17 protein-coding genes, 1 tRNA gene and 1 pseudogene are annotated in these 24,324 nt (G+C 69.8%); 12 read left to right on the top strand and 7 right to left on the bottom strand.

Going from position 1 to position 24,324, the window contains the following annotated elements; genetic code table 11:
- Positions 1-72: 72 nt before the first annotated feature.
- A complete protein-coding gene (locus HMPREF3121_RS08685; protein ID WP_070522282.1) occupies positions 73-1,170 on the top strand; it encodes a ferrochelatase in 1,098 nt (365 codons plus the stop codon).
- A gap of 19 nt (positions 1,171-1,189) precedes the next feature.
- Here the strand turns inward: HMPREF3121_RS08685 and HMPREF3121_RS08680 are convergent, their stop codons facing one another.
- A complete protein-coding gene (locus tag HMPREF3121_RS08680) occupies positions 1,190-2,050 on the bottom strand; it encodes a hypothetical protein (protein WP_246816118.1) in 861 nt (286 codons plus the stop codon).
- Between the two features lie 106 nt (positions 2,051-2,156).
- Here HMPREF3121_RS08680 and HMPREF3121_RS08675 point away from each other — a divergent pair, with 106 nt between their 5' ends.
- The 5 genes and pseudogenes from HMPREF3121_RS08675 to HMPREF3121_RS08655 all read left to right on the top strand — a co-directional run bounded on the left by HMPREF3121_RS08675 (position 2,157) and on the right by HMPREF3121_RS08655 (position 7,948).
- On the top strand, positions 2,157-3,005 hold the full coding sequence (locus tag HMPREF3121_RS08675) for a DUF3097 domain-containing protein (protein ID WP_070522276.1): 849 nt from the start codon (positions 2,157-2,159) through the stop codon (positions 3,003-3,005).
- A gap of 114 nt (positions 3,006-3,119) precedes the next feature.
- A complete protein-coding gene (locus HMPREF3121_RS08670; RefSeq protein ID WP_035120731.1) occupies positions 3,120-3,557 on the top strand; it encodes an NfeD family protein in 438 nt (145 codons plus the stop codon).
- Positions 3,558-3,561: 4 nt separating this feature from the next.
- Positions 3,562-4,719 (top strand): annotated as a pseudogene (locus HMPREF3121_RS08665) (SPFH domain-containing protein); the annotation flags it as partial.
- 907 nt (positions 4,720-5,626) lie between these two features.
- Positions 5,627-6,622 carry a hypothetical protein gene (locus tag HMPREF3121_RS08660; protein WP_141743043.1) on the top strand — a complete coding sequence of 332 codons (996 nt, stop codon included), beginning with the start codon at positions 5,627-5,629 and terminating at the stop codon, positions 6,620-6,622.
- Positions 6,623-7,009: 387 nt separating this feature from the next.
- Positions 7,010-7,948: a glutathione S-transferase family protein gene (locus HMPREF3121_RS08655; RefSeq protein WP_070522448.1), complete on the top strand. Its 939-nt coding sequence runs from the start codon at positions 7,010-7,012 to the stop codon at positions 7,946-7,948.
- 27 nt (positions 7,949-7,975) lie between these two features.
- Here HMPREF3121_RS08655 and HMPREF3121_RS08650 read toward each other — a convergent pair whose 3' ends face one another.
- Both HMPREF3121_RS08650 and HMPREF3121_RS08645 read right to left on the bottom strand, forming a co-directional pair.
- A complete protein-coding gene (locus tag HMPREF3121_RS08650; RefSeq protein WP_070522271.1) occupies positions 7,976-8,548 on the bottom strand; it encodes a DNA-binding protein in 573 nt (190 codons plus the stop codon).
- A 9-nt stretch (positions 8,549-8,557) separates the two neighbouring features.
- A complete protein-coding gene (locus tag HMPREF3121_RS08645; protein WP_070522268.1) occupies positions 8,558-9,241 on the bottom strand; it encodes a TVP38/TMEM64 family protein in 684 nt (227 codons plus the stop codon).
- A 374-nt stretch (positions 9,242-9,615) separates the two neighbouring features.
- On the opposite strand from HMPREF3121_RS08645, the gene HMPREF3121_RS08640 reads away from it, so the two are divergent.
- The 4 genes from HMPREF3121_RS08640 to HMPREF3121_RS08625 all read left to right on the top strand — a co-directional run bounded on the left by HMPREF3121_RS08640 (position 9,616) and on the right by HMPREF3121_RS08625 (position 17,477).
- A complete protein-coding gene (locus HMPREF3121_RS08640) occupies positions 9,616-11,499 on the top strand; it encodes a methylmalonyl-CoA mutase family protein (protein ID WP_070522265.1) in 1,884 nt (627 codons plus the stop codon).
- An 8-nt stretch (positions 11,500-11,507) separates the two neighbouring features.
- Positions 11,508-13,766 (top strand): methylmalonyl-CoA mutase, encoded by a 2,259-nt coding sequence (gene scpA / locus HMPREF3121_RS08635; RefSeq protein WP_070522262.1) that lies wholly within the window; start codon positions 11,508-11,510, stop codon positions 13,764-13,766.
- Between the two features lie 155 nt (positions 13,767-13,921).
- On the top strand, positions 13,922-15,043 hold the full coding sequence (meaB, locus tag HMPREF3121_RS08630; RefSeq protein ID WP_070522259.1) for a methylmalonyl Co-A mutase-associated GTPase MeaB: 1,122 nt from the start codon (positions 13,922-13,924) through the stop codon (positions 15,041-15,043).
- A 4-nt stretch (positions 15,044-15,047) separates the two neighbouring features.
- Positions 15,048-17,477 (top strand): RCC1 domain-containing protein, encoded by a 2,430-nt coding sequence (locus HMPREF3121_RS08625; protein WP_070522256.1) that lies wholly within the window; start codon positions 15,048-15,050, stop codon positions 17,475-17,477.
- Between the two features lie 74 nt (positions 17,478-17,551).
- Here HMPREF3121_RS08625 and HMPREF3121_RS12230 read toward each other — a convergent pair whose 3' ends face one another.
- Positions 17,552-19,240 (bottom strand): SDR family NAD(P)-dependent oxidoreductase, encoded by a 1,689-nt coding sequence (locus tag HMPREF3121_RS12230; protein WP_083291527.1) that lies wholly within the window; start codon positions 19,238-19,240, stop codon positions 17,552-17,554.
- Positions 19,241-19,342: 102 nt separating this feature from the next.
- Here HMPREF3121_RS12230 and cls point away from each other — a divergent pair, with 102 nt between their 5' ends.
- A complete protein-coding gene (gene cls / locus HMPREF3121_RS08615) occupies positions 19,343-20,824 on the top strand; it encodes a cardiolipin synthase (RefSeq protein WP_141743042.1) in 1,482 nt (493 codons plus the stop codon).
- A gap of 93 nt (positions 20,825-20,917) precedes the next feature.
- Here cls and HMPREF3121_RS08610 read toward each other — a convergent pair.
- Positions 20,918-21,006, bottom strand: a tRNA-Leu gene (locus HMPREF3121_RS08610).
- A 270-nt stretch (positions 21,007-21,276) separates the two neighbouring features.
- On the opposite strand from HMPREF3121_RS08610, the gene HMPREF3121_RS08605 reads away from it, so the two are divergent.
- Positions 21,277-21,816, top strand: a complete 540-nt coding sequence (locus HMPREF3121_RS08605) for a YbhB/YbcL family Raf kinase inhibitor-like protein (RefSeq protein ID WP_070522253.1) — start codon at positions 21,277-21,279, stop codon at positions 21,814-21,816.
- A gap of 14 nt (positions 21,817-21,830) precedes the next feature.
- Here HMPREF3121_RS08605 and HMPREF3121_RS08600 read toward each other — a convergent pair whose 3' ends face one another.
- Together HMPREF3121_RS08600 and HMPREF3121_RS08595 are read right to left on the bottom strand one after the other, a co-directional pair.
- A complete protein-coding gene (locus HMPREF3121_RS08600; RefSeq protein ID WP_256388239.1) occupies positions 21,831-22,943 on the bottom strand; it encodes a quinone-dependent dihydroorotate dehydrogenase in 1,113 nt (370 codons plus the stop codon).
- A gap of 129 nt (positions 22,944-23,072) precedes the next feature.
- Positions 23,073-24,197, bottom strand: a complete 1,125-nt coding sequence (locus HMPREF3121_RS08595) for a PQQ-binding-like beta-propeller repeat protein (RefSeq protein ID WP_210387261.1) — start codon at positions 24,195-24,197, stop codon at positions 23,073-23,075.
- Between the last annotated feature and the right edge of the window lie 127 nt (positions 24,198-24,324).

Here is a 24,324-nt window from a genome sequence, read left to right as displayed (position 1 = left end):
GCGTCGCCAAGCCCCAACCCACTTAGGGTCCCCTTGTTCGACGGGTGAAGCCGTCCCGTTAAGCTGTCCTGCATGACCGACGCCGCACCCGACCACCCCTTCGACGCCATCCTGGTCCTGTCCTTCGGCGGACCGGAAAAGGAAGAGGACGTCCGCCCCTTCCTGGAAAACGTCACCCGTGGCCGGGGCATCCCGCCCGAGCGTCTCGACGAGGTCGGGGAGCACTACCACCATTTCGGCGGCCGCTCGCCGCTCAACGACCTCAACCGCGAGATCATCGCCAACCTGGAGAAGAAACTCGCCGACGAGGGCATCGACCTGCCGGTGTACTTCGGCAACCGCAACTGGCACCCGATGATCGAGGACACCGTCGAGGACATGGCCCGCGACGGCGTGACCCGCGCGCTGGTGTTCGCCACCTCCGCCTGGGCCGGATACTCCGGCTGCCGCCAGTACCACGAGGACATCGCCCGCGCCCGGGAGCACCTCGCATCGAAGCCGGAGCTCGGCGCCATCGAGATGGAAAAGCTCCGCGGCTTCCACGACCACCCGCTGTTCATCGGCGAATACGCCCGCGCGGTGCGCGAATCCCTCGCGAAGTTGCCCGCCGACCGCCGCGACGGCGCGCGCCTGGTGTTCACCGCCCACTCCATCCCCAACGCCGCCGACGACGCCTCCGGGCCGGCGTCGCTGGGCGGAAACCTGTACTCGCGTCAGGTCAACGAAGCCGCCGGCCTCATCGCCGAGCAAGTCGGGGCCACCGAGTTCGACGTCGTGTGGCAGTCGCGGTCCGGCCCGCCGCAGGTGCCATGGCTCGAACCCGACATCGTCGACCACATCGAGGCGATCTTCGCCGACGGGGAAAACGCCGCCGTCGTGTGCCCGGTCGGCTTCATCTCCGACCACATCGAGGTCGTGTGGGACCTCGATTCGGAGCTGCAGGAAGAGATGGACGCCCACGACATCGTCATCGAACGCGTGGCCACGCCCGGCCCGTCCGAGGCATTCACCGAGATGATCGTCGAGCTCATCCGCGAGCGCACCGACGGCGCCCCGGCCCGCCGCCTCGGCCGCGAGCCGCTGCTCGGCTCCGCCTGCGACGGCAAGCCCTGCGCCGTGGACTGCTGCGTCCCCGCCGCGCGGTCGTCCCACGCGGGCCGACCCGACTGACGCACCCCGCCGCAGCTGCTCAGGCTCCGGCGTAGTCGGCCGCCCATTCGCGCACCGCGTAATCGACGGCGGCCACCCGCGCGGCACGGATGTCGCGCCACAGCGGAATCAGGTGGGGGTCATGCGCCGCACCCGCCCCGGGAGCCTCGCCGCGCCCGACGGCGAGAATCGCCGCCAGCCGGTCCGCCCGCGCGAGCAACCCGCCGGCACGCCGCGGCAGTTCGTCGGGGAGCTCGGCGAGATCGAAGTGATCCGTCAGCATGCCCACCATCAGCCGCGGATCCGGCGCCGCCGCACCCGGACGCGCCCCGGGCGACGCCGCCGCGATGTCCGCCGCCGCCCGGCGGGTGGCGTCGGCGAGCATCAAATCAGCCTCGCCGGGGGACAGGTGCGCCGGTTCCGGCAGATGCCCCTCCACGGTGAACCACAGCCACCGAACGCCGCCGCCGGCGGGCAAACGTTCGGGCACGAGCACGTGACGCCACCCCGGGGTCGCATCCGCCAACACGATGGCCGCACCGGCCCGGGCGGCGGCGTCGTAAAGCTCCGTTCCCGCGGGCAGCATCGGCGCCTCACCCGACCCGGACAACACCAGCCGCACCGGCGGTTCGGCATCGCGGGCCCACGCGCCGCCATCGGTGACCGCGCGCACCAGACGAAGCAGCTCTGCGCGCCCCAGCGGCGCATCCACGTCGACGACCGCCGGCACAGTCGCATCGACGAGCTCCGCCGAATGCGGCCCGCCGACGGCGTCGAGCGCGTCGAGCAGGTGGTCGTACGAGACCTGCCCCGTCACCCACGCGCCCAACCACAGGGCCGTGTGCTGGACGGGGGTCCACACCTGATCGACGGCGACGCGATCCACCGGAGGTCGTTCCATGGCAGGACACGGTAGCCGACCGGGGCCGCGACCGAGGTGGCGACCCGGCACGGCGACCGTGACGCCTGCCCGGGACCTCCGCGGCCGTCGGCTACCCTCGATCGCCATGAGCTACCACGACCCCTATGCCTCCCAGGACATTTTCGGCGGCGCCCGCGGCCATGCGCGGCGCAAGGCGATGGTGGCCCCGGAAGTGCCGGCCGACGAGGGCCTCGTCGTGGAGTCGGCGGTGGACGGCTACGTCGGGGCGGTGGTCGGGTTCGAGAAACTGCAGGACGGCGACTGCGTCAAGCTGGAGGATCGCCGCGGGAAGGTGCGGCTGTTCCGGATGACGCCGAGCGCGTTCCTCATCGACGGCCGCCGCGTCACCCTGACCCGCCCCGCGCCGAAGCAGGCCGACCCGCGCCTGAACCGTTCCGCGTCGGGTTCGCGCCGGGTGGCCGACGTGCAGGCGAAGGTCGCCCTGCCCAGCCGCATTTGGGTCGAGGGAATCCACGACGCCGCCATCGTCGAGCGGGTGTGGGGCCACGACCTGCGGGTCGAAGGCGTCGTCGTCGAGCACCTGGAGGGGCTGGACAACCTCGCCGAACGCCTCGCCGAGTTCGGACCGGGCCCCGACCGTCGCGTGGGGGTGCTCGCCGATCACCTCGTCGAAGGGTCGAAGGAGTCCCGCATGACGCAGCAGGTCGGCCAGCACGTCCTGGTCACGGGTCATCCGTACATCGACGTGTGGCAGGCCGTGAAGCCGTCGGCCGTGGGCATCCGCGCCTGGCCCGAGGTCCCCTACGGCGAGGATTGGAAAACCGGCGTGTGCGAACGCCTCGGTTGGGGTGACCCGACCGACGGCTGGCGGCGCGTCTACGGCGCCGTCGATTCCTTCCGCGACCTCGAACCCTCGCTCATCGGCGCCGTCGAACGGCTCGTCGACTTCGTCACGGAACCCCACCTCGGCTGATCCGGTTCAGGCCCGGCCGCACCCGCGTTTGTCGGCTTGACGACGACCACGTGGCCGTCGTCAAGCAAAAATCCCCTCCGCCGCGGGATCCGGGACCTTTTGTAGGATGGTCCCGTGGCTTCGATCATTTGGTTTGGACTGAGCATCTTGCTCGTCTTCCTCGAGTTCGCCATCGGCGATCTGTCGATGCTGATGGTCGCGGGAGGCGCGCTCGCCGCAGCCGGAGTGTCGCTGGCGGACACCCCGCTGTGGGTCGACGTCGCGGTCTTCGCCGTCACCAGCATCGGCTTGATGGCCCTGGTGCGGCCCATGCTGCGACGCAAGATGTTCACCGGCGTCGACTCCGGGAAAGTCGAATCCAACCCCCGCCAACTCGTCGGCCGCACCGCCTCCGTGGAAGAGGCGATCGACGACCGAACCGGACTGATCGGCATAGCCGGCGAACTCTGGTCGGCGCGCGCATTGGTGCCCGGCGTGACATTCTCGCCGGGGGACCGGGTCACGGTCGTCAGCATCGACGGCAACACGGCCGTCGTGGACAAGGAGGTGTGAGCCCATGGCCACAGGAGTCGTATTCGCCCTAGTACTCGTCTTTCTCGTGCTGGTGGTGGTGAGCAAGGCGATCATTCTCGTCCCGCAGGGCGAGGCCGCCGTCATCGAACGGCTCGGCAGGTACACCCGGACGCTGTCCGGTGGCCTGGCGTTCATCATCCCGTTCATCGACAACGTCCGCGAGAAGGTCGACACCCGAGAGCGGATGGTCACGTTCCCCCCGCAGGCGGTGATCACCGAGGACAACCTGACCGTCGCCATCGACACCGTCGTGACCTTCCAGGTCAACGACCCCGCCCGCGCCATCTACGGCGTGGCCGACTACATCTTCGGCATCGAGCAGATCACCACCGCCACCTTGCGCGACGTCGTCGGCGGCCTGACGCTGGAGGAAACCCTCACGTCGCGCGACTACATCAACCGCCGACTGCGCGGCGAACTCGACGAGGCCACCGCGAAGTGGGGCCTGCGTATCGCCCGCGTCGAACTGAAGGCGATCGAGCCGCCGCCGTCCATCCAGCAGTCGATGGAAAAGCAGATGAAGGCCGACCGCGAGAAGCGCGCCATGATCCTGACTGCGGAGGGCACCCGCGAGGCGGACATCAAGACCGCCGAGGGCCGCAAGCAGGCGCAGATCCTCGCCGCCGAGGGCAACAAGCACGCCGCCATTCTCGCCGCGGAAGGTGAGCGGCAGGCGACCATCCTGCGCGCCGAAGGCACCCGCGCCGCCCGCTACCTCGAGGCCCAGGGTGAGGCGCGGGCGCTGCAGAAGGTCAACGCCGCCGTGAAGGCATCGCAGCTGACGCCGGAGATGCTGGCCTGGCAGTACCTGGAGACCCTGCCCGAGCTGGCCAACAAGGACGGCAACACCGTCTGGATGGTGCCCTCCCAGTTCGGCGACTCGCTGGAGAGCTTCGCCCGCGCGTTCGGCAAGGCCGACGAGGACGGCGTGTTCCGCTACGAGCCGCCGGCCGTCACCGCCGAGGCCCGCGAGGAGGCCGAGCGCGACAAGGACGAGGACTGGTTCGACATGTCCTCCAACCCGGAGATCGCGCGTGCCGTGGCGGCGGCCAACGAGGTCGCCAACCGCCCCGTCGAGGATCCGACCGCCGTGGTGCAGTCGAAGCGCAAGTCCGCGGAGGATGCCGCCAAGGAGTCGCCCATCCCGGGTGAGGACGGCATCGGTCCCGAGGACGGGCGCGGTTCCGATCGCGGTGAGCGTGGTCTGCCCGCCGGCGATTCCCGCCCGGCCGGCGGCGGCTTCGGCCAGCAGCCGGGTATGCCGGCTCAGGCCGGTCAGCCGGGTATGTCGGGTCAGCCCGCCCAGTCGGCCGGGTTCGGTTCGGGCCAGCCCGGTCAGTCGGGCCAGTCCGGCGGGTTTGGCTCCGGCCAGCCGGGTCAGCCGGGGCAGCCCGGAGGGTTCGGCTCCGGCCAGCCGGGTCGGTCGGATCAGCCCGGCGGGTTCGGCTCCGGCCAGCGTCCGTCGGATTTCCGTTCCGGACCCGGCAACGGCAATGCCGGCCGTCACTCCGGCCCCGGCGCTTCCGGCACCCCGGACGGCGCGCGCGGCGCAGGAGGTGCGGGCGGCGAGAAGGGCGGCAACGCCGGAGACACCTGGCGTCCCACCCAGTAACCCACCGAGCGGTGGAGAGCCCCGGGGCTGTCCCACCGTCATTCCGCCACCGCCGGGATGACCCCCGACATGGATCCGAACATGGGCCGTCAACGTCACTGTGACGTTGACGGCCCATTTCACGTTATCCACGGACGTATCGCCCAAAACGACTCACGAGACCGCCGCAAAACCCCAGGTCAAGGAGAGGCCGAGTGAGTCGTTTTGGGCGATCGGACGTCGTAAAGCATCAGCTGAGTGGCGGGCACGAGTTGAGTGGCGGGACGTCGTAAAGCACGAAACAACCGAGCCCGCCCCCGGCGGCACCCAACACCCCGACCCCACACCCCGGCAGCACCCGACCCTTCGAACGCCGACCCGGCCGCGCCCACCCCCGAACGGAGGCCGCCGCCGAAACGGATGGAACCGAACGGGCCCCGGCGGCGTCCAAATGAGCGTGAAAACACTGAGGGGGACCACCAAAAATGAACGCCAAACACTCGCCCGTCGATGCACCGCCGGCGAACTCCACCGCCTGCACCCCAACATCTACGTACCCGCCGTCGACTGGGCGACGCTGACCGAGACCGACAAGCGGCGCCTCCGCCACCTCACCGCAGCCGACGGCCGACGCGACATGGTCATCGTCGGGCGCAGCGCCGCGCTCGTCCACGGCCTCGACATCATCGAACCGATGCCCGCCGACGGTCGCCCCGCACCGCAATGGCCGGTCCCGCCAGGCGACGACATCATCGAACTGGCCCACCCCACGAGGCGGAAGTTCGAAACGCGCGGCACCATCCACGAAAGCAAGCTGGTCTGGGGGCCGGATGAAGTCGTCGCGGTCGACGGCCGGGCGGTGACGTCACCGGGGGCGACGATCGCCGACATCACGCGGCGGCACGGGTTCGGGGCGGGGCTCGTCGCGGCGGATTCGGCGTTGCGGTTGGGGCATTCGGCCATCGACCTGATGCGGCCGGCCGCGCTGGGCCCGAACCCTGCGGCGGCGCTACGGACGGTGGCGTGCGCGTCGCAGTTTCCGGACAGTGCGCCGGAGTCGCTGCTGCGGGCGCAGATCATCGAGGCGGGGCTGCCCGCGCCGGAAGTGCAGTTGCGGGTGTTCACTGCCGACAGGATTTTCATCGGGCAGGTCGACCTCGGGTATTCGGAGTGGTTGCTGATGGTGGAGGTCCACGGCGAGGGCAAATTCAGCGGGCGGTACGGCGATGGGCAGGCCAGGTCGAAGTACGAGTGGCGGCGCGAGACGGAGATGTTGCAGAAAGGACTGGCGGTGCTGCGCGTGACGTATCCGCAGGTGGTGTCGGGGGAGGGCGTGCGGATGGTGGCCGAGGCGTTGGAGCGGCAGCGGCGGGCGGTCGCGGCGGGGGCGGTGTCGTCGGTGCGGTTCGTGCCCGCCGGGCGGCGGTGGCCGGAGGGGTTTCGTTTGCGGTGAAAGGGCCCCGCGCACTAGAACCCGGCGCATCGCTCCCACGCACTGGAACCCGGCGCATCGCCCAAAACGACTCACGACGTTGTTCCGTGACCTGGGGTTTTCCGGGCGGGGTCTGAGTCGTTTCGGGCGATCTACGCCGGATACGTGACGAAAGAGCCGGAAGCGACGGGTGGGGTGGGAGAGATGACCGAGCTACCACTACCGCAGGCGCCCGGGCCTCCATGCCGGGCGATCGACCCCTTGCCCATTGTTGATATGTCACATATGGTGGGGTTTGTGAGCACATCCAGGCCAAACGACGAAAACACCCGGCGCGACGACCGGGCCACGAACCCGCACGACACGCCGGGCGTCTACGTGGACAAGGGCAAGGACTTCAACCGCGACATGCGGTACATAACCTCGCGCATCACGGTCGACGGCGAAGACGGCTACCCGGTCGAACCGAACCGTTACCGCCTCATCGCGGCGCAGGCGTGCCCGTGGGCGAACCGGGCGATCATCGTGCGCCGGCTGCTGGGCTTGGAGGAAGTCATCTCGATGGGACTGGCCGGCCCCGTGCATGATCCGCGGTCGTGGACGTTCGATCTCGATCCCGGCGGCGTCGATCCGGTGCTGGGCATCGAGCGGCTTCAGGACGCGTACTTCGCGCGCGAGCCCGACTACCCGCGCGGCATCACGGTGCCGGCGATGGTCGACGAGCGCGACGGCGCGGTGGTGACAAACGACTTCGACCAGATCACGCGTGATTTCGCGTCGCAGTGGCAGAAGTTCCACCGCGACGGCGCCCCGAACTTGTGGCCGGAGGATGTGGTCGACGAGATGGAGGCGGTGATGAAGCGCGTCTTCACCGAGGTCAACAATGGCGTGTACCGCTGCGGTTTCGCGGGGTCCCAGGAGTCGTACGACGCGGCCTACGACCGGCTGTGGGCGGCGATGGATTGGCTGGAGGAGCGTCTGGCCGATCGCCGCTACCTGATGGGCGATTCGATCACGGAGGCCGACATCCGCCTGTTCACCACGTTGGTGCGTTTCGACGCTGTCTACCACGGGCATTTCAAGGCGAACCGGCAGAAGCTGTCGGAGATGCCGGTGCTGTGGGCCTACGCGCGCGACTTGTACCAGACGCCGGGCTTCGGCGAGACGGTCGATTTCGACCAGATCAAGGCCCACTACTACGTGGTTCACAAGGACATCAATCCGACGCAGATCATTCCGAAGGGCCCGGCGGAGGATGTGTGGCTGACCCCGCACGGTCGGGAGACGCTCGGTGGCCGCCCGTTCGGCGATGGCACGGCGCCGGATCCGCAGCGCCCCCTGAGGTAGGGCCGCCGCCGCCAACGCGGGGGACCGTCAGTCGCGTGCCGCGCGCTGGAGCAGGTGAACCGCCAGCGACCAGCCGGCTTCCTCCGCATGCCAACCGGCCGCCTGCAGGCGCTGGTTGATGGCCTGCTTGCTCACGCCGAGCTCCGCGGCCACCTCCACCTGCGTCCATCCGGCGCGCACGAGGTTCGTCGCCTCGCGGCCCTCGGGGGAACGTCGCGAGATCACGTGGTGAAGGAGGGTGAAGGCCGCGGCGATGTCGTCGGAAAGCTCCTTGCCCCCGGGATCGCCGGTGCGGATGCGCACCCGCACCGTTCCCGCGCGCCCGCCCTTGCCCAACACGCCCGCGGCCGCGACCGACGCTGCATCGGCGTCGCCGGCCGGGGACACGCCGATGCCGATCGACCAATCGCCGGCGGCCAGCAACGCCAGCACCAACGTGGTCACCGCGACGGCGTCCCGGGGATGGGCCGACAGCTCCTCGACGCCGGAGGGCGCGACCTTGCCCACGCCGTCGAGCCTCGACAGCGCCGCGCCCGAGGCGCGCACGTGGTCGGCGCGGCGGGTCGAGCGTCCCCGATAACGGGCATGTACGGCGAACATGCCTCGAGTCTATCCCGGTGACTTGACGGATTGGACGACCGGCATCCGCGCGTCGAGAACCAAACCGGCCACGCCCACGCACACGAGCAACCCGGTTACCACCACGATCCGCCAATCCATGCCGCCGATGAGCGCATTGCCGAACAGCACCGTGGCGATCGTGCCGGGCGCGGAGCCGACGATGGTCGCCAGGAAAAACGGCAGCGGCCGGATCGACGACAGCGCGCACGCGTAATTCAGCGGCGCGAACGGCACCGCGGCGATCATGCGCAGCGACGCGACGGCCAACCAGCCCCGATGCTCGAGCCGATGGTCGAGGTCCATGACACGGCGATGCCTCATCAGCACATCGCGCGCCCAATCCCGAGCGAAGTGCCTGACGACGACCAACGACACGATCGCCGATGCACCGGTGGCCGCCAGCGCCATCGCGATGCCCGGTGCCGCGCCGAACAGGATTCCCGCCGACAGGGTGAACACCGTGCGGGGGACCGGCAGCTGCGTGAACCCGACGTAGGCCAGGAAAAACACCACGGGAAACCAGGCGCCGGTGGCCTCCGCCCAACCGCGGATGGCGTCGACGGTGGGCACGTCGACGACGTACAGCACCGCGACGGCCACCAGCCCCAAAGCCAACAACACCAGCGGGCGGATCGCCCGCCGGCGGCGGTAAGGGGAGGGGCGCGTTGACATCGGATCGAGATTACCCCCGTTTGCGCCACGGAACCCCGCAGCACACCGGCCACGGCGGGAATCGGGCGTCGCAAAGCCCGAAAAGGGCGAACTCGGGCACGAACGTCCGGGGCCGATGCGCACATCGGGGGTGGGGCAGGATACCCGACCACGGCTCATGCCGGAGCCTAATTAGTATTGGAAAGGTGACCGGCTCACAGTGGGTGAACGGTGTCGTCGAGCGCCGGGAATCCGGTTCGGCCGGTTTCGTTCAATTCAACAGCGGCGTCCGCGCCAGACCACCGCGGCTGCACCGAACGGCCTTTTCCACGGCCCATCGGCGCGGCCCAGTGGCCGGGCGTGGGGCGCACGACAAGCAAGGAAGAAGGTCCGCCGTGACTGACCGAACGGCCCCCAACTCCTCCGCGACCGCGCTTCCGCCAGACTTCGAGGATCAGCAGGCCTCGTGGTTCAAGGCCGTCGCCGGGGTGTTCGCCCGGGTGCGGAAGCAGGACGTCGCCGACGTGCCGTTGGACGTCTGGAAGAAGCTCATCAAGACCACGTACGACGGCGTGGAGGTCCGGCCGCTGTACACCCGGGCCGATGATCTGGCGGAGGTCCCGGCCCCCGGCCAGTTCCCGTTCACCCGCGGCGCCCGCCTGCGCGACGCCGACAACGCCGGTTGGGGAGTGCGCGAGACGTTCGGCCGCGCGGGTTCCGGCCCGGCCGCGAAGGTCAACGAGGCGCTGCTCGACGCGCTGACCAACGGCACGTCCGCGGTGCGCGTGGATCTGCGCAACGGCCTGACTGCGGCGGATCTGCCCGCGCTGCTCAAGGGCGTGTACCTGGACCTGGCGCCGATTGCGATCGAGGCCGGCGAACGGGTCGCCGAGGCCGCCGACGCGTTGTTCGCGCTTGTCGACGACGCCGACCTGAAGGACCCCGAGGCCGTCGACATCGAGCTGTCGGCCGCCCCGCTGACCAGCAAGTACACCGCCGCCCCGGAGGTGTCGCTGGACGAGGCCGTGAAGATGGCCGTCGCCAACGCCAAGCGACCCGGCAGCGTCCGCACCCTGCTGGTCGACGGCGTGGCGTTCGCGAACATGGGCGCCACCGACTCCCAGGAGATCGGTTACGCCCTGGCCGTGGGCGTGGCGTACCTGCGCGCCCTGACCGAGGCCGGTCTGAGCGTCGAGGAGGCCCTGGACCAGATTTCCTTCCGCTACTCGGCCACCGACGACCAGTTCAACACGATCGCGAAGTTCCGCGCGGCCCGCACCCTGTGGGCCCGCGTCGCCCAGGTCGCCGGCGCCGCCGAGCACGGCTCCGCACCGAACCACGCCGTCACCGCCCCGGTGATGTTCTCGCAGTGTGACCCGTGGGTGAACATGCTGCGCGTCACCGTCGCCGCGTTCGCCGCCGGCGTCGGCGGGGCGACCACCGTCGAGGTGCTGCCGTTCGACAACGCCATCCACGGCGGCCAGCCGGGCGTGTCCCGCACGTTCGCGGCCCGCATCGCCCGCAACACCAACCTGCTGCTCCTGGAGGAGTCGCACCTGGGCTTCGTCGCCGACCCGGCCGGCGGTTCCTACTACGTGGAGGAACTCACCGACGAGATCGCCGACCGCGCGTGGAAGATCTTCACCGACGTCGAGTCCTACGGCGGCATCGACACCGCCTTCGATCACGTCCGCGAGAACATCGACGCCGCCCATGAGGCGCGTCGCGCGGACATCGCGCACCGCCGCACGAAGGTCACGGCGATCAACGAGTTCCCGAACCTGGCCGAGGCGCCGCTGCCGCCGGAGGCCCGTCCGGAGGGGGAGCGCATCCGCCGCTGGGCCGCCGACTTCGAGGCGCTGCGCAACCGTTCGGATGACTTCCTCGCCGAGCAGGGCCGCCGCCCGCAGATCGCGATGCTGCCGCTGGGCCCGCTGGCCAAGCACAACATCCGCACCGGCTTCACCGCCAACCTGATGGCCTCCGGCGGCATCGAGGCCCTCAACCCGGGCCAGGTCGTGCCGGGCGAGGCCGCCTTCGACGAGGCCGCCGCGTCCGCCCCGATCGTCGTGCTGTGCGGCGCCGACGGAGAGTACACCGCCTCCGGCGCCGAGGCCGTTGCCGCCGCCCGCGCCGCCGGCGCCTCCGAGGTGCTCGTCGCCGGGCCGGAGAAGCTGTTCGCCGATGCCGGGGGCGATGCCCGACCGGACGGTTACCTGACCATGAACATCGACGCCGTCGCGGAACTGTCGCGGCTGCTGGACTCCCTGGGAGCGTGAACGGACCAATGACCACCATCCCCAGTTTCGCGGACGTGCCGCGCACCGACGCCGACGCCGCCCCCGCCGCGGCAGACGCGACCGGCGCCGCCACCGAAACGTGGACGATTCCCGAGGGCATCGACGTCAAGCGCGTCTACGAACGCGCCGATCGCGAGGCCGCGGCCGCCGAGGGCCACCCGGTTGATTCGTTCCCGGGTCTGGCCCCGTTCATGCGCGGGCCGTACCCGACCATGTACACCAACCAGCCGTGGACGATCCGCCAGTACGCCGGTTTCTCCACCGCCGCCGAGTCCAACGCGTTCTACCGTCGCAACCTGGCCGCCGGCCAGAAGGGCCTGTCGGTCGCGTTCGACCTGGCCACGCACCGCGGCTACGACTCGGACAACCCGCGCGTCACCGGCGACGTCGGCATGGCCGGCGTGGCCATCGACTCGATCTACGACATGCGGCAGCTGTTCGACAGCATCGACCTGGGCGGCGTGTCGGTGTCGATGACCATGAACGGCGCGATCCTGCCGGTGATGGCGATGTACATCGTCGCCGCCGAGGAGCAGGGCGTGCCCACCGAGGAGCTGCGCGGAACCGTGCAGAACGACATCCTCAAGGAGTTCATGGTCCGCAACACGTACATCTACCCGCCGAAGCCGTCGATGCGGATCATCTCGTCCATCTTCGAGTACACCTCGCTGAAGATGCCGAAGTTCAACTCGATCTCCATTTCCGGCTACCACATTCAGGAGGCCGGTGCGACGGCCGACCTGGAGCTGGCCTACACCCTGGCCGACGGCGTCGAGTACATTCGCGCGGGTTTGGACGCCGGTCTGGACATCGACAAGTTCGCTCCGCGTCTGTCGTTCTTCTGGGGCATCTCCATGAACACGTTCACGGAGATCGCCAAGTTGCGCGCCGGCCGCATCCTGTGGGCCGAGCTGGTCAACAAGTTCGATCCGAAGAGCCCGAAGTCCCGTTCGCTGCGCACCCACTCGCAGACCTCCGGTTGGTCGCTGACCGCCCAGGACGTCTACAACAACGTGGCCCGCACGGCGATCGAGGCGATGGCCGCCACCCAGGGCCACACCCAGTCGCTGCACACCAATGCGCTGGATGAGGCGCTGGCCCTGCCGACGGACTTCTCGGCCCGCATCGCCCGCAACACCCAGCTGCTGTTGCAGCAGGAGTCGAACACGACCCGCCCGGTGGATCCGTGGGCCGGTTCGTACTACATCGAGTGGTTGACCAACGAGTTGGTCAAGCGGGCCCGGGGCCACATCGAGGAGGTCGAGGAGGCCGGCGGCATGGCCGAGGCCACCATCGAGGGCATTCCGAAGCTGCGCATCGAGGAATCCGCTGCCCGCACCCAGGCGCGCATCGACTCCGGCCGCCAGGCCCTCATCGGCGTGAACAAGTACCAGGTCGACGAGGACGAGGAGATCGAGGTCCTCAAGGTCGAGAACTCCCGCGTGCGCCAGGAGCAGAACGAGAAGCTGCAGCGGCTGCGCGCCGAGCGCGACGAGGAGAAGACCCAGGCCGCGCTGCGGGCGCTGACCGAGGCGTGCCGCAACCCGGGCGAGCCGGGTGATCTGGACAAGAACCTGCTGAAGTTGGCCGTGGACTGTGCCCGCGCCATGGCCTCCATCGGCGAGATCTCCGACGCGATGGAGGAGGTCTTCGGCCGTCACCAGGCCGAGATCCGCACGCTGTCCGGCGTGTACAGGGACGAGGTGGGCAAGGAGGGCGCCGTGTCCAACGTGGCGAAGGCCATTGCGCTGGCCGAGGAGTTCGAGGCCGAGGAGGGTCGCCGCCCGCGCATCTTCCTGGCGAAGATGGGCCAGGACGGCCACGACCGCGGTCAGAAGGTCGTTGCGTCGGCCTACGCCGACCTGGGCATGGACGTCGACGTGGGGCCGCTGTTCCAGACGCCGGCGGAGGCCGCCAAGTCCGCGGTCGACGCCGACGTTCACGTCGTGGGCGTGTCGTCGCTGGCCGCCGGTCACCTCACCCTGGTGCCGGAGCTGCGCGCGGAGCTGGCCAAGCTGGGCCGGGAGGACATCATGGTCGTCGTCGGCGGCGTGATCCCCCCGGGTGATTTCCAGGAGCTTTACGACGCCGGCGCGGCGGCCATCTACCCGCCGGGCACGGTCATCGCCGACGCGGCGATCGACATGATCGGCAAGCTGGCCGCCGATCTCGGCCTGGAGCTGGAGTCGCTGTCCGACTCCGACTCCGACGCGGCCGACGACGCCGGCGCCGACGACTCCGAGTAGTCGGCGCCCGGCAACCGGCGCCCGGCAGCCGGGCCACCGGGGGATCCCGCCCGCAACCGGCGGGGTACCTTCGGTGGCCGATGTCGCGGGTGGATGACCCGCGCCCATCTCCGGTGGCGCGGCGCTTCGCACGGTTTTCGGTTTAAGAAGGGATCATGACGGGCTTTCTCGAAGACAACCTCGGCACTCTCCACACCACCGCCGGCACGGTGGTCGAGGGCCGTACCGCCGTGGCGCCGGAGGTGGTGCGCAAGGCGCGGCGCCGCATCGACGTCGACGATTTGTTCGAGGGCGTGCGGGCCGGCAATCGGACGAAGCTGGCCCGCGCGATCACTCTGCTGGAGTCGACGGCGCCGGCCCACCGGGTGCTGGCGCAGGATCTGCTGGTCAAGTTGCTGCCGTTTTCGGGCAACGCGATGCGCGTCGGTCTGACGGGTGTGCCCGGCGTGGGCAAGTCCACGACCATCGAAACGTTGGGCATGCATCTCATCGACAAGGGCCACAAGGTCGCGGTGCTGGCCATCGACCCGTCGTCGACGAGGACGGGCGGCTCCATCCTGGGCGACAAGACGCGGATGGCCAAGCTGTCGGCCACGGACGAGGCCTTCATCCGCCCGTCGCCGTCGGCGGGCACCCTCGGTGGCGTGGCCAAGGCGACGCGGGAATCAATGGTGGTGCTGGAGGCCGCGGGCTTCGACGTCGTCATCGTCGAAACCGTCGGCGTCGGCCAGTCCGAGGTCGCCGTGGCGCAGATGGTCGACTGCTTCGCGTTTCTGGCGTTGGCCGGTGCCGGCGATCAGCTGCAGGGCATCAAGAAGGGCGTGTTGGAGATGGCGGACGTCATCGCCATCAACAAGGCCGATGGGGCGAATCTGCGTCCGGCCAAGCGCGCGGCGCGCGATCTGGCGACGGCCATGAAGATGGTGCGCGCCAAGGACGCGGTCTGGACGCCGCCGGTGTTGACCATGTCGGCGTTGGAAAACGACGGCATCGAGAAGTTCTGGTCGGCCATCGAGGACCACCGCGACGCGATGCTGGAGGCGGGGCTGTTTTCGCGGAAACGCTCGGACCAGCAGGTCAATTGGATGTGGTCGATGGTCCACGAGACGCTGCTGCAGCGCCTGGCCGACGACGAGGCCGTGCGCGAGGCGCAGACCCTGGTCGAATCGCAGTTGCGCGACGGCCACATCACGCCGACACTCGGCGCGGAACGCATCATCGAGGCTTTCGACGGTTCCCGCGGGGCGACTTCGCGCGACGTCGAAGCCGGAAAGTAGCTACATGGCACACAGGCTTGCGCTGGACATCGGCGCCACGACGATCACGGCACGTCTCGGCGGCGCGGACGGGCGCAGGTCCACGGTGCTTTTCGACGGCTCGGCGTCCGTGCCCGCGGCCGTGTGCTTCGACGACTCGGGTGCCTGCGCCGGCGACGCCGCGATCGCCGCGGGGGCGGGGGACCCGTCGGCGTTCGCGGGCTCCGCGCTGACCGCCGTGTTGTCCGGGCAGTTGCGGTACGCCGACGTCGACCGGGATCCGGCGGAGTTGCTCATGCCGGTGCTGTCGATGGTGCTCGGACATGCGCAGGACATCGACGCCGATCCTCCGGAGCAGATCGCGTGCATCGTGCCGGTGGGGACGGCCCCCCGGCTGCGCGAACCGATGGCTGCGGCGGCGCAGTCGTTGGGGCTGCCGGAACCGTCGCTGATCCCCGAGCCGGTCGCCGCGGTGCTGCATGCGACGGGCGGACGGGGCCTGCAGCCGGGCTCCACCGGCGTGGTCATCGACGCCGGCGGCAGCTCCATGGAAGTCACCGTGTTGCGGGGAACGGTCACGGGCGCGCCATCCATCGTCGTGGACCGGTCGGACCGGTCGCTCGGCGGAGACGACGTCGACAAGCGGATCATGGCCTGGTTGGGCCACTTCCTGGAACGGGACAACCCGCCGTTGGCCGCCGCCCTGCGCGCGGAGACCAACCGCACGCTCCTGGCGTCCCTGCGCGGCGAGGTGCGTCGCGCCAAGGAGGACCTGGCGCGGGTGCCGGAAACCGACATCGGCGTCGCCACGCAGCTCGGACACGGAAACGTCCGCATCACCCGCGGCCATCTCGATCGCATCCTCGCCGACTGGTCCCACCGGGCCCGGGGACTGGTCGCCACGACGCTTGCCGACGCCGGTCTTCCCGCCGATGGTTCGGTGGGGTGCTTCGTCATCGGCGGAGGGGCCTCGCTGCCGACTTTGCGCGCGGCACTCGCCCCCGTCGCACGGCTTACCGTGGCCCACGAACCGCTCACGGCCGCAGCCGACGGGGCGTTGCTGGCCGGTGACCACGTCATCGCCGCCATCGCCACGATGGACGACACCCCCACGGGGGCCGTCGACAAGCAAGGGCCGCGGACCCCGGACCAGCCGTCGACGTCGTCCATGCCGCGCATGCCGAAACTGCCGGAGAAGCTGACGGAGCAGATTTCCCCGTTCCTGGCGCGGACCAAACCGGTGGCTCCCCACACGCCGCCGCCGACGACGCTGCCCGCGGAGTTCCGCAGGATCTGGCCGGGCGGCACCCACATCGTCGCCGAAAGCACCGACGACGCCGTGTGGCAGTGGGGCGACCTGCCGTTGATGTCGCTGGTGACCAAACCGCTGGCGCCCCACCGGGTGCCCGGGGTGCGCGGGCCGGTCCGGGCGGCGTCATCGGGCGATTCCTTCTCCGTGCTCATCGACGCCCATGGCGGCACCGTGGCCTGGGGCACCAACGACTTCGAGCAGATCGGCGTCACGGACACCCCGACGCCGAAGAACGCGACCGTGCACCCCGAGGTCGGCGAGCCGCTCATCGACGTCAGCTGCGGCACCTCCCACACCCTGGCGATCACCGCCGACGGCCACGTCCTGTCCTGGGGCGCCGCCCTCGGGGGCAGGCTGGGCAATGCCGCACCGATGGACATCACGCCACAGCTGCCGACTCCCGTGTCGGACAACGTGTGCGACATCGTCTCCGTCGCCGCCGGCCGAAACCACTCGCTGGCGCTCGACGAATCCGGACGACTGTGGGGCTGGGGGCGCGACAACCGCGGCCAGCTCACCGGCAAGTCCGGCAAGGGATCGCCGTACCCCATGCGCCTGCCCACCGCCGTGCCGTTCACCAACATCGCCGCGGGCAAGGACGTCACGCTGGCGCTCGATTCCGAAGGCACGGTGTGGTCGTGGGGCCGCAACGACCGCGGCCAGCTGGGGCTCGGCGGCCCGCCGACGCGCAATGGCGCCGGCCGGGTGCAGCTGCCGGCTCCCGCCGTGCGCATTTTCGTCACCCACACGCATGCCGGGGCGATCCTCATGGACGGCACCCTGTTCGTGTGGGGCGGCAACACCCATGGTCAGCTCGGTCGTCCGGGCGACCCGCGGGGAGCCGCCGCAGATCTGCGGTCGAACCTGCCGCGCGGGGCGAAGTTCCTGTTCGGCGGGGGCGACCAGTTCGCGGCCGGGTCGGCGGGCGACGGGCAGGGATTCTCCTCCCGGCCGCTGCCGGTGCAGCTGCCGGGCGGGGCTACGGCGGCCGACGCGGGCGGCGGCGACGCGTACACGGTGTGCCTGACCGACGACGGGAAGATCTACACCTGGGGCTACGGCCACCACGGCGTCGACGGTACGATGCGGCGCGGCACCAGCACCCACGTCCCGACGCTGCTGGCCGGTCAGCCGGGGGACTGACGCCCGGCGTCACAGGCTGGAACCGTCACCGGATCGGCGAAGGTACCGGCGGTGGCGTCACGGGCCCGCCGGAGTCACCAGTTCGACGGTTCGTAATCCTTGAGGAAGACGCCCGAGTACTCCGGCCCGCCGGTCTCGCCGGCGACGATCGGGTGGTAGACCCGCGCCGCCCCGTCGATGAGGTCGAGCGGCGCGTGGAACCCTTCCTTGGCCAGCCGTTCCTTGGTCACGTGCGGGCGCTCGTCGGTGATCCACCCGGTGTCCACGGCGGTCATGAGGATGCCGTGCTCGCGCAATTCGCCCGCCGACGTCCTGGTGAGCATGTTGAGCGCGGCCTTCGCCATGTTCGTGTGCGGATGACCGGGGCCCTTGTAGCCGCGGCCGAACACGCCTTCCATCGCGGAGACGTTGACCACGTACTTGCGGGCGAAGGTGGAGGCTTCCATGGCGGGACGCAGCCTGTTGACCAGGATGAACGGCGCCACCGAGTTGCACAGCTGCACTTCGAGCAGTTCGACGGGATCGACCTGGCCGACGGTGGCGACCCAGGAGTTGTGGGCGACGAGGTCGGGGATGAGGCCGCCCGCGTCGACGGCGGTGCCCTCGACGACTCGCTCCAGAGACGCCGAACCGCCGGTCAATGCGGCCGACACGAGAGCATCGGCGGCCGCGGAATCGGTGTGGATGGCGTGGCCCGCGTCGGCGGGGGAGACCGCCCCACCTCTCTCGGCCGCAGTGCCCTCGACCGAGGGGCCTTCGACCGCCCCGTCGGCACGCCCGGAAATCACCTCGCCGGCCCGGCCGGAAATCGCCTCGCCCGCGGCTCCCGTTAGCTGACCGGGGTGGATGGCCGTGGTCGTGCCCAGGCTCACCCAATCGACGGCCTCGCCCACGGTGGGATCCAGCGGTGCGGACTCGCCGTCGACGAGACCCGAGTACGCGCCCGCCGACCGCCGGACCGTCTGCGCCGCGTTGTTGATGAGGATGTCCAACGGACCGGCCGCGGCGACCTCGTCGGCCAAACGCACCACCTGGGCGGGATCGCGCAGGTCGATGCCGATGACCCGCAGCCGGTGCAGCCATTCGGCCGAATCCTCCTGGGCCGCGAAGCGCCGCACGGCGTCCTTGGGGAAACGGGTGGTGATGGTGAGGTGGGCGCCGTCGCGAAGCAAACGCAAAGCGATGTGCATGCCGATCTTGGCCCGCCCACCCGTGAGCAACGCCCGGCGGCCCGTGAGATCGCACCGGGCATCCCGCCACTTGCGGTTTTCATCCGCGCACTCCGGGCACAACTGATGGTGGAAACGATCGACGAGGGTGAACGGCTTCTTGCAGATGTAACAGTTCTGGGAGCGGATCAACCGGCCGGCGAAGCGATCGGGATCGACCGGACGGCCGTCGACGGACTCCGGCAGGGATCCCCCGGGCAGCTCACGGGCCGGTTTGAGGTCCAGTCCCAGCGTCTCGTCGTCGATGCGGTCGGGGCTGCCGGTGGCCGTGGCCTCGATGACCGCGCGATCGGCGGCCAACCGCCTGTCGCGGGCGGCGCGGCGACGATTGCGCTTGACCTCCTTGAACAGACGGCCCACGGCGCGCTGCAGCGTCACCGCGTCGGGGTGCTCCGGATCCAGCCGACCGCCGGCCTCGAGAACGCGCAGGCACGTCGCCAGGTCCTCGCGGGAAATGCCCGCACCCGCCGCACCCGCCGCATCCCGGGCGTCCGCCGCCCCGGGGACGTCCCGGCCGTCCGCACGCTGATCCATTCCACGCCTCCCTGCGGTGATGGTTGCCGAAGAGGCAATCGTAGCCGTCGCCGGGCGGGTTGCCGAAAAGTACGATCCGGGGCTGCACGTACACTTTCGTTCATGGATTGGATGATGAACTTCTTCACCGACGTGTCGTGGTGGCAGGCGTCCATCCTGATCGTCGACTACGTGATCAAGTTCATCGCCATCGGCGTCATCCCGGAAAACCGCAACCCGTCGTCGTCGACGGCGTGGCTGCTGGTGATCATGCTGCTGCCCGTCATCGGCCTGCCGCTGTTCCTGCTGCTCGGGTCGCAGACCATCACCGGGCGGCGGAACCGCATCCAGGCGATGGCCAACGAACTGATACTCGAACGCACGAAGGGCCAGCCGGACGTGCCCCGCGACGTCGATCTCGACGCGCAATCGGCGACGACGATCCGGCTTTCGCGCAATCTCACCGGCATCCCGTCGGTCACCGCCGTCGAACACGGCATCTACACCGACTACGACGCCACCATCGACCGGATGATCGAGCTCATCGACCAGGCCGAACGCACCGTCCACGTGCAGATGTACATCTTCGCCCTCGACTCGACCACCGAGCGCTTCGTCGCCTCCCTGGAACGCGCGCACGATCGGGGAGTGGAGGTCAAGGTGCTCGTCGACCCCATCGGCTCGTACAAGTACCCGGGCTACCGGAAGCTGAAGAAACGACTCGACCGCTCCGGCATCCCGTGGCACCCGATGCTTCCGGTCAGCGTCGTCAAGCTGACGTTCCGCCGACTGGACCTGCGCAATCACCGCAAGATCGTCACCATCGACGGCCAAGTCGGGTTCATGGGTTCGATGAACCTCATCGAGCCGGAGTACCAGCGCAAGAAGAACCATCAGACGGGCCGACAGTGGGTGGACACGATGATCGAGGTGTCCGGCCAGGTCGCGCTGCACCTCGACGCCATCTTCGCCATCGACTGGACCAGCGAGGAGTTCGCCCCGCCGGAGGAGCAGCCCGTCGTCGAACGCGCCCCGTACAGTTCGTCGGAACGCGGCAACGTGGTGCAGGTGCTGCCCTCCGGGCCGGGCTATACGACGATGCCGAACCTCCGGGTGTTCAACGACATGATCTATTCGGCGTCGAAGCGGCTCATCGTGGTCAGCCCCTACTTCGTGCCCGACGAGTCGATGCTGGTGGCCATCACGTCGGCGGCGTACGCCGGGGTGCGGGTGGAGCTCTACGTCAACGAGCAGTCGGACCAGTTCATGGTCGGCCATGCGCAGCAGTCGTATTACCAGGCGCTTCTCGACGCCGGCGTGATCATCTACCGCTATCCGGCGCCGAAGATCCTGCATTCGAAGTTCATGGTCGTCGACGACGAAATCGCCGTGTTCGGGTCGTCGAACATGGACATGCGGTCCTTCGGCCTGAACTACGAGATCTCCATGATCGCCACCGGCGGCTCCATCGTGCCGCGGCTGGTGGCCATCGCCGACGACTACCGCGAGCTATCGTCCGTTCTGACGTCCGAGCAGTGGGAGAAGCGCCCCTGGGGCCAGCGGTACCTCGACAGTGTGTTCCGCCTGGCGTCGGCGCTGGTGTAGGGCCGGCGCCGCCGCGCCCCGGCCCGGTGTAACACCGCCGATCCCCGAAAGACGAAGCGGGCCCCGACCTTTTCGGTCGGAGCCCGCTTCACGTGGTGTCCGGAGGGGGACTTGAACCCCCACGCCCGTTAATAGGGCACTAGCACCTCAAGCTAGCGCGTCTGCCATTCCGCCACCCGGACTAGGTGGTGTTCACGCGGTCTCCCGCGCTGACCCCCGCTAATTTACCCCACGCCCCGGAGGCCGCCAAATCCGCAGGTAGGGCGCGAATTGCAGGCGTGTAAGAAACGATGCCGAAGCCTGCAGTCGGGGCGCCATCCGGTCGTCGGTCCGGCCACCGTCACCGGCACCGCGCCACGTCCCCGCGGCCGAAGGGAAAGGAGGTGGGCGTCGTAAAGCAGCCGAAAACTAAGTCGTGGCGAGGCCCAGTGACTTTCGGCACACTGGATGCCATGAGCACTCCGACGAATTTCCCCGGACCTGACCCGTACGCCCCGCTGAAGGACCTGCCGACGTTCGACCTGACGTCGCCGGACATCACCGACGGCCAGCCCCTCGACGAGAAGTTCCGCGCACCGCAGTCCGTCTCGCCCGAACTGAACTGGACCGGCCTGCCCGAGGGCACCAAGTCCATCGCCGTGACCTGCTACGACCCCGACGCCCCGACGGCCGCCGGTTTCTGGCACTGGGCCGCGTTCAACATCCCCGCCGACGTCTCCGGTCTCAAGCAGGGCGCCAGCACCGAGGACGCCTCCGACCTGCCGGAGGGCACCATCCAGCTGCGCAACGACTCCGGCCAGCGCGCCCACTTCGGTGCCGCGCCGCCGGCGAACCACGCCCCGCACCGCTACATGTACGCCGTGCACGCCGTCGACGTGGAGAAGCTCGACGTGCCCGAAGACGCCACGCCGACCGTGCTCGGCTTCAACCTGTACTTCCACTCCATCGGGCGGGCGATCATCACGCCCTGGTGGGAGAACACGGGGGAGTAGCGCCTAAAGGCCCGCTACGCGCCGGAGACCTCCCGCCACGGCAGGCCCGAACCCACGGCGTCGGCGATCGAGTCGAGGCCGTGAAGGCGGATCTGCATGGCGATGCCCTTGTGGATATCGCGGATCCAATCCGGCCCGCCGTAAATCAGCGGCGTGTACCCCTGCAGCAGCGTCGCGCCGGCGGTGATCCGCTCCCACGCCTGCTGCGGGGTTTCGATGCCGCCGACGCTGATCAGCGTCAGTTCGTCGCCGACGTGCGCGTGCAGCAACCGCAGCACCTCGAGGGCGCGGGCGGCGACGGGTGCGCCGGAGATGCCGCCGGCGCCCATCTTCTTCACGATGGACGCGGGGGTCTTCAGGCCCTCGCGCGAAATGGTCGTGTTCGTGGCGACGATGCCGGCCAGCCCCAACTCCACGGCGAGGTCGGCGACGGCGATGATGTCGTCGTCGGACAGGTCCGGGGCGATCTTCACCAGGACCGGGGACATCGTCTCCTCCTGGACTGCGGCGAGGATCGGCCGCAGCGTCTCCACCGCCTGCAGGTCGCGCAGGCCCGGGGTGTTGGGGGAGGAGACGTTGACGACGACGTAGTCGGCCAGATCCCCGAGGGTGCGGGCGGATCGGCGGTAATCGTCGACGGCGCCGTCGAGGGGCACCACCTTCGTCTTGCCCAGGTTCACGCCGATGACGCCGTCGCCGCGGCGGTCGCGCAGGTTCGCGGCGACCTGGTCGGCGCCGGGGTTGTTGAAGCCCATGCGGTTGAGGATCGCCCGATCCTCCTTCAACCGGAACAGGCGCGGCGTCGGGTTGCCGGGCTGCGCCTGCGCGGTGACGGTGCCCAGTTCGGCGTAGCCGAAGCCGATGTCGGCCCAGCAGTCGGCGGCGGTGGCGGTCTTGTCGAAGCCGGCGGCCAGGCCGAGGGGGCGGGGGAAGTCGACGCCGAAGACGGTCTGGCGCAGCACGGGATCGTCGACGACGAGCAGTCGCGCGATCGCCCGTCGCGCCTTGGGGGTGCGCTGCAGGCGGGCGAGCCAGTCGTTCATCATCACGTGGATGCGTTCGGGCGGCAGCTGGAACATCGCCTTCAGGGAAGCCTGGTACACGGCGGTGCGGATGGGGTGGGACACGGGTGCTCCTCGGCTGTTTTTGCTTGGCGACGGTCGGCGTCGTTGCTGGGGCGGCGGGTGCGACCGCAGGCGGTGGTCGCACGCCGGGGCGGATCACCGCCCATGGGGGCAGATTATCCGCCGGGCGGATTACTCGCCTTCGCCTGCGCCGGAGGGCAGACGGTCCTTCGGTTCGCGGGGCTGCATGAGGCCACGTTCGGCGTCCAGCTCGGCCTTGCCGTCCTCGAGCGCCTTTTCGACGTCGTCGGTGCTCAGACGCTGGGCGCCGACGCCGGAGGCGGAGTAGGCGACCAGGCCGCCGTCGGCGGTGACCACCAGGGCCTGCGCGTCGGCGATGAGCGGCACCTGCGCGGCCTTGAGCGCCGTGCCGGTGGAGACGTCGTAGGCGGTGAGCACGCCGTCGACGGTGGAGGTCACCCAGACCAGTCCGCGGGCGGAGTCGACGGCCACGGCCCACGGGCCCTCGGGCACCGGGGTGGAGTTGTGCAGGCGCACGACGTCGCCGGCGGTGTAGATCAACAGCTGGCCGCCCTTGGTGTCCACGGCGGCGACGGTGCCGTCTTCGCCCACGTCGGCCGGGCCGACGCCGATGCCGGCGCGCAGACCCGAACCCGAGCGGGACTCGTCGAGGATGATCTCGTGAATCGACGTCTCCGGTCGGTTGACCTCCAGCAGCACCGCCGACTGCCGCGTCGACGGCACGGACAACAGCTGCGACCCGTGGCGCGACACCGTGAAATCATCGGCGTGCTCGCCATCGGCGCCGAACACGTCGATGCGGTCCGAATCGCTCCTGTGCCCGACGATGCGTCCATCGGAAAGCCCGACCGCCGCCGAGTACGACGTGCCGCGGCCGATGACCGCCGTGCCGGAACCGTCCTTCGCCAGCACGTGAATGCCGTCGGGGCAGGGCAGCACCGCGACGTTGCCGGCCGGGGCGAGATCGCCGCAGGCCTCGTCGACGTCGTTGGAGGTCATCTCCGGGTCGGTCGGAGTGCCGGACAGCACCTCGGAGCCGGAACGAAGCAGAATCCGGTCGCCGACGACGAGCGCGCCGGTGATGTTCTTGTCCAGGTCGACGACCGTGCCGGCCGGGTCATCGGCGGGGGTTCCGGCGGCGGGCAGCGGCGTCGCGTTGCCCATGCCCGCGGCCACCTCACCCTCGGTGTCGGAACCACACGCCGCCAGCGGGATGGCGAGGGCGGCGAGGCCTGCGATGGCGGCGGACAGTCGGATGCGGGAGTTGCTGCTCACGCTTGCCGACGGTACCACCCGGGGTTTCCGCACCGGCCCCCGACCCGGGGCGTTTCCTGTCCCGCCATGCCGGAATCGGGGCTGGGGGACTGGTGACGGCGACCGGGGCCCCGCGGGGCTACGCCAA

The organism is Corynebacterium sp. HMSC11E11 (genome assembly GCF_001807025.1).
GTDB classification, from domain to species: Bacteria; Actinomycetota; Actinomycetes; order Mycobacteriales; family Mycobacteriaceae; genus Corynebacterium; species Corynebacterium freneyi.
The sequence above is the reverse complement of the archived record's forward strand: the minus strand, read 5'-3'. Positions and strand labels throughout refer to the sequence as shown.

Bases quoted from the DNA above. Each gene is read 5' to 3' on its own strand.
- HMPREF3121_RS08680 (WP_246816118.1), bottom strand. From the start codon at position 2,050: ATGGAACGACCTCCGGTGGATCGCGTCGCCGTCGATCAGGTGTGGACC.
- meaB (WP_070522259.1), top strand. From the start codon at position 13,922: ATGACGGGCTTTCTCGAAGACAACCTCGGCACTCTCCACACCACCGCC.
- HMPREF3121_RS08675 (WP_070522276.1), top strand. From the start codon at position 2,157: ATGAGCTACCACGACCCCTATGCCTCCCAGGACATTTTCGGCGGCGCC.
- HMPREF3121_RS08655 (WP_070522448.1), top strand. From the start codon at position 7,010: ATGCGGTACATAACCTCGCGCATCACGGTCGACGGCGAAGACGGCTAC.
- HMPREF3121_RS08650 (WP_070522271.1), bottom strand. From the start codon at position 8,548: ATGTTCGCCGTACATGCCCGTTATCGGGGACGCTCGACCCGCCGCGCC.
- scpA (WP_070522262.1), top strand. From the start codon at position 11,508: ATGACCACCATCCCCAGTTTCGCGGACGTGCCGCGCACCGACGCCGAC.
- HMPREF3121_RS08625 (WP_070522256.1), top strand. From the start codon at position 15,048: ATGGCACACAGGCTTGCGCTGGACATCGGCGCCACGACGATCACGGCA.
- HMPREF3121_RS08645 (WP_070522268.1), bottom strand. From the start codon at position 9,241: ATGTCAACGCGCCCCTCCCCTTACCGCCGCCGGCGGGCGATCCGCCCG.
- HMPREF3121_RS08605 (WP_070522253.1), top strand. From the start codon at position 21,277: ATGAGCACTCCGACGAATTTCCCCGGACCTGACCCGTACGCCCCGCTG.
- HMPREF3121_RS12230 (WP_083291527.1), bottom strand. From the start codon at position 19,240: ATGGATCAGCGTGCGGACGGCCGGGACGTCCCCGGGGCGGCGGACGCC.
- HMPREF3121_RS08685 (WP_070522282.1), top strand. From the start codon at position 73: ATGACCGACGCCGCACCCGACCACCCCTTCGACGCCATCCTGGTCCTG.
- cls (WP_141743042.1), top strand. From the start codon at position 19,343: ATGGATTGGATGATGAACTTCTTCACCGACGTGTCGTGGTGGCAGGCG.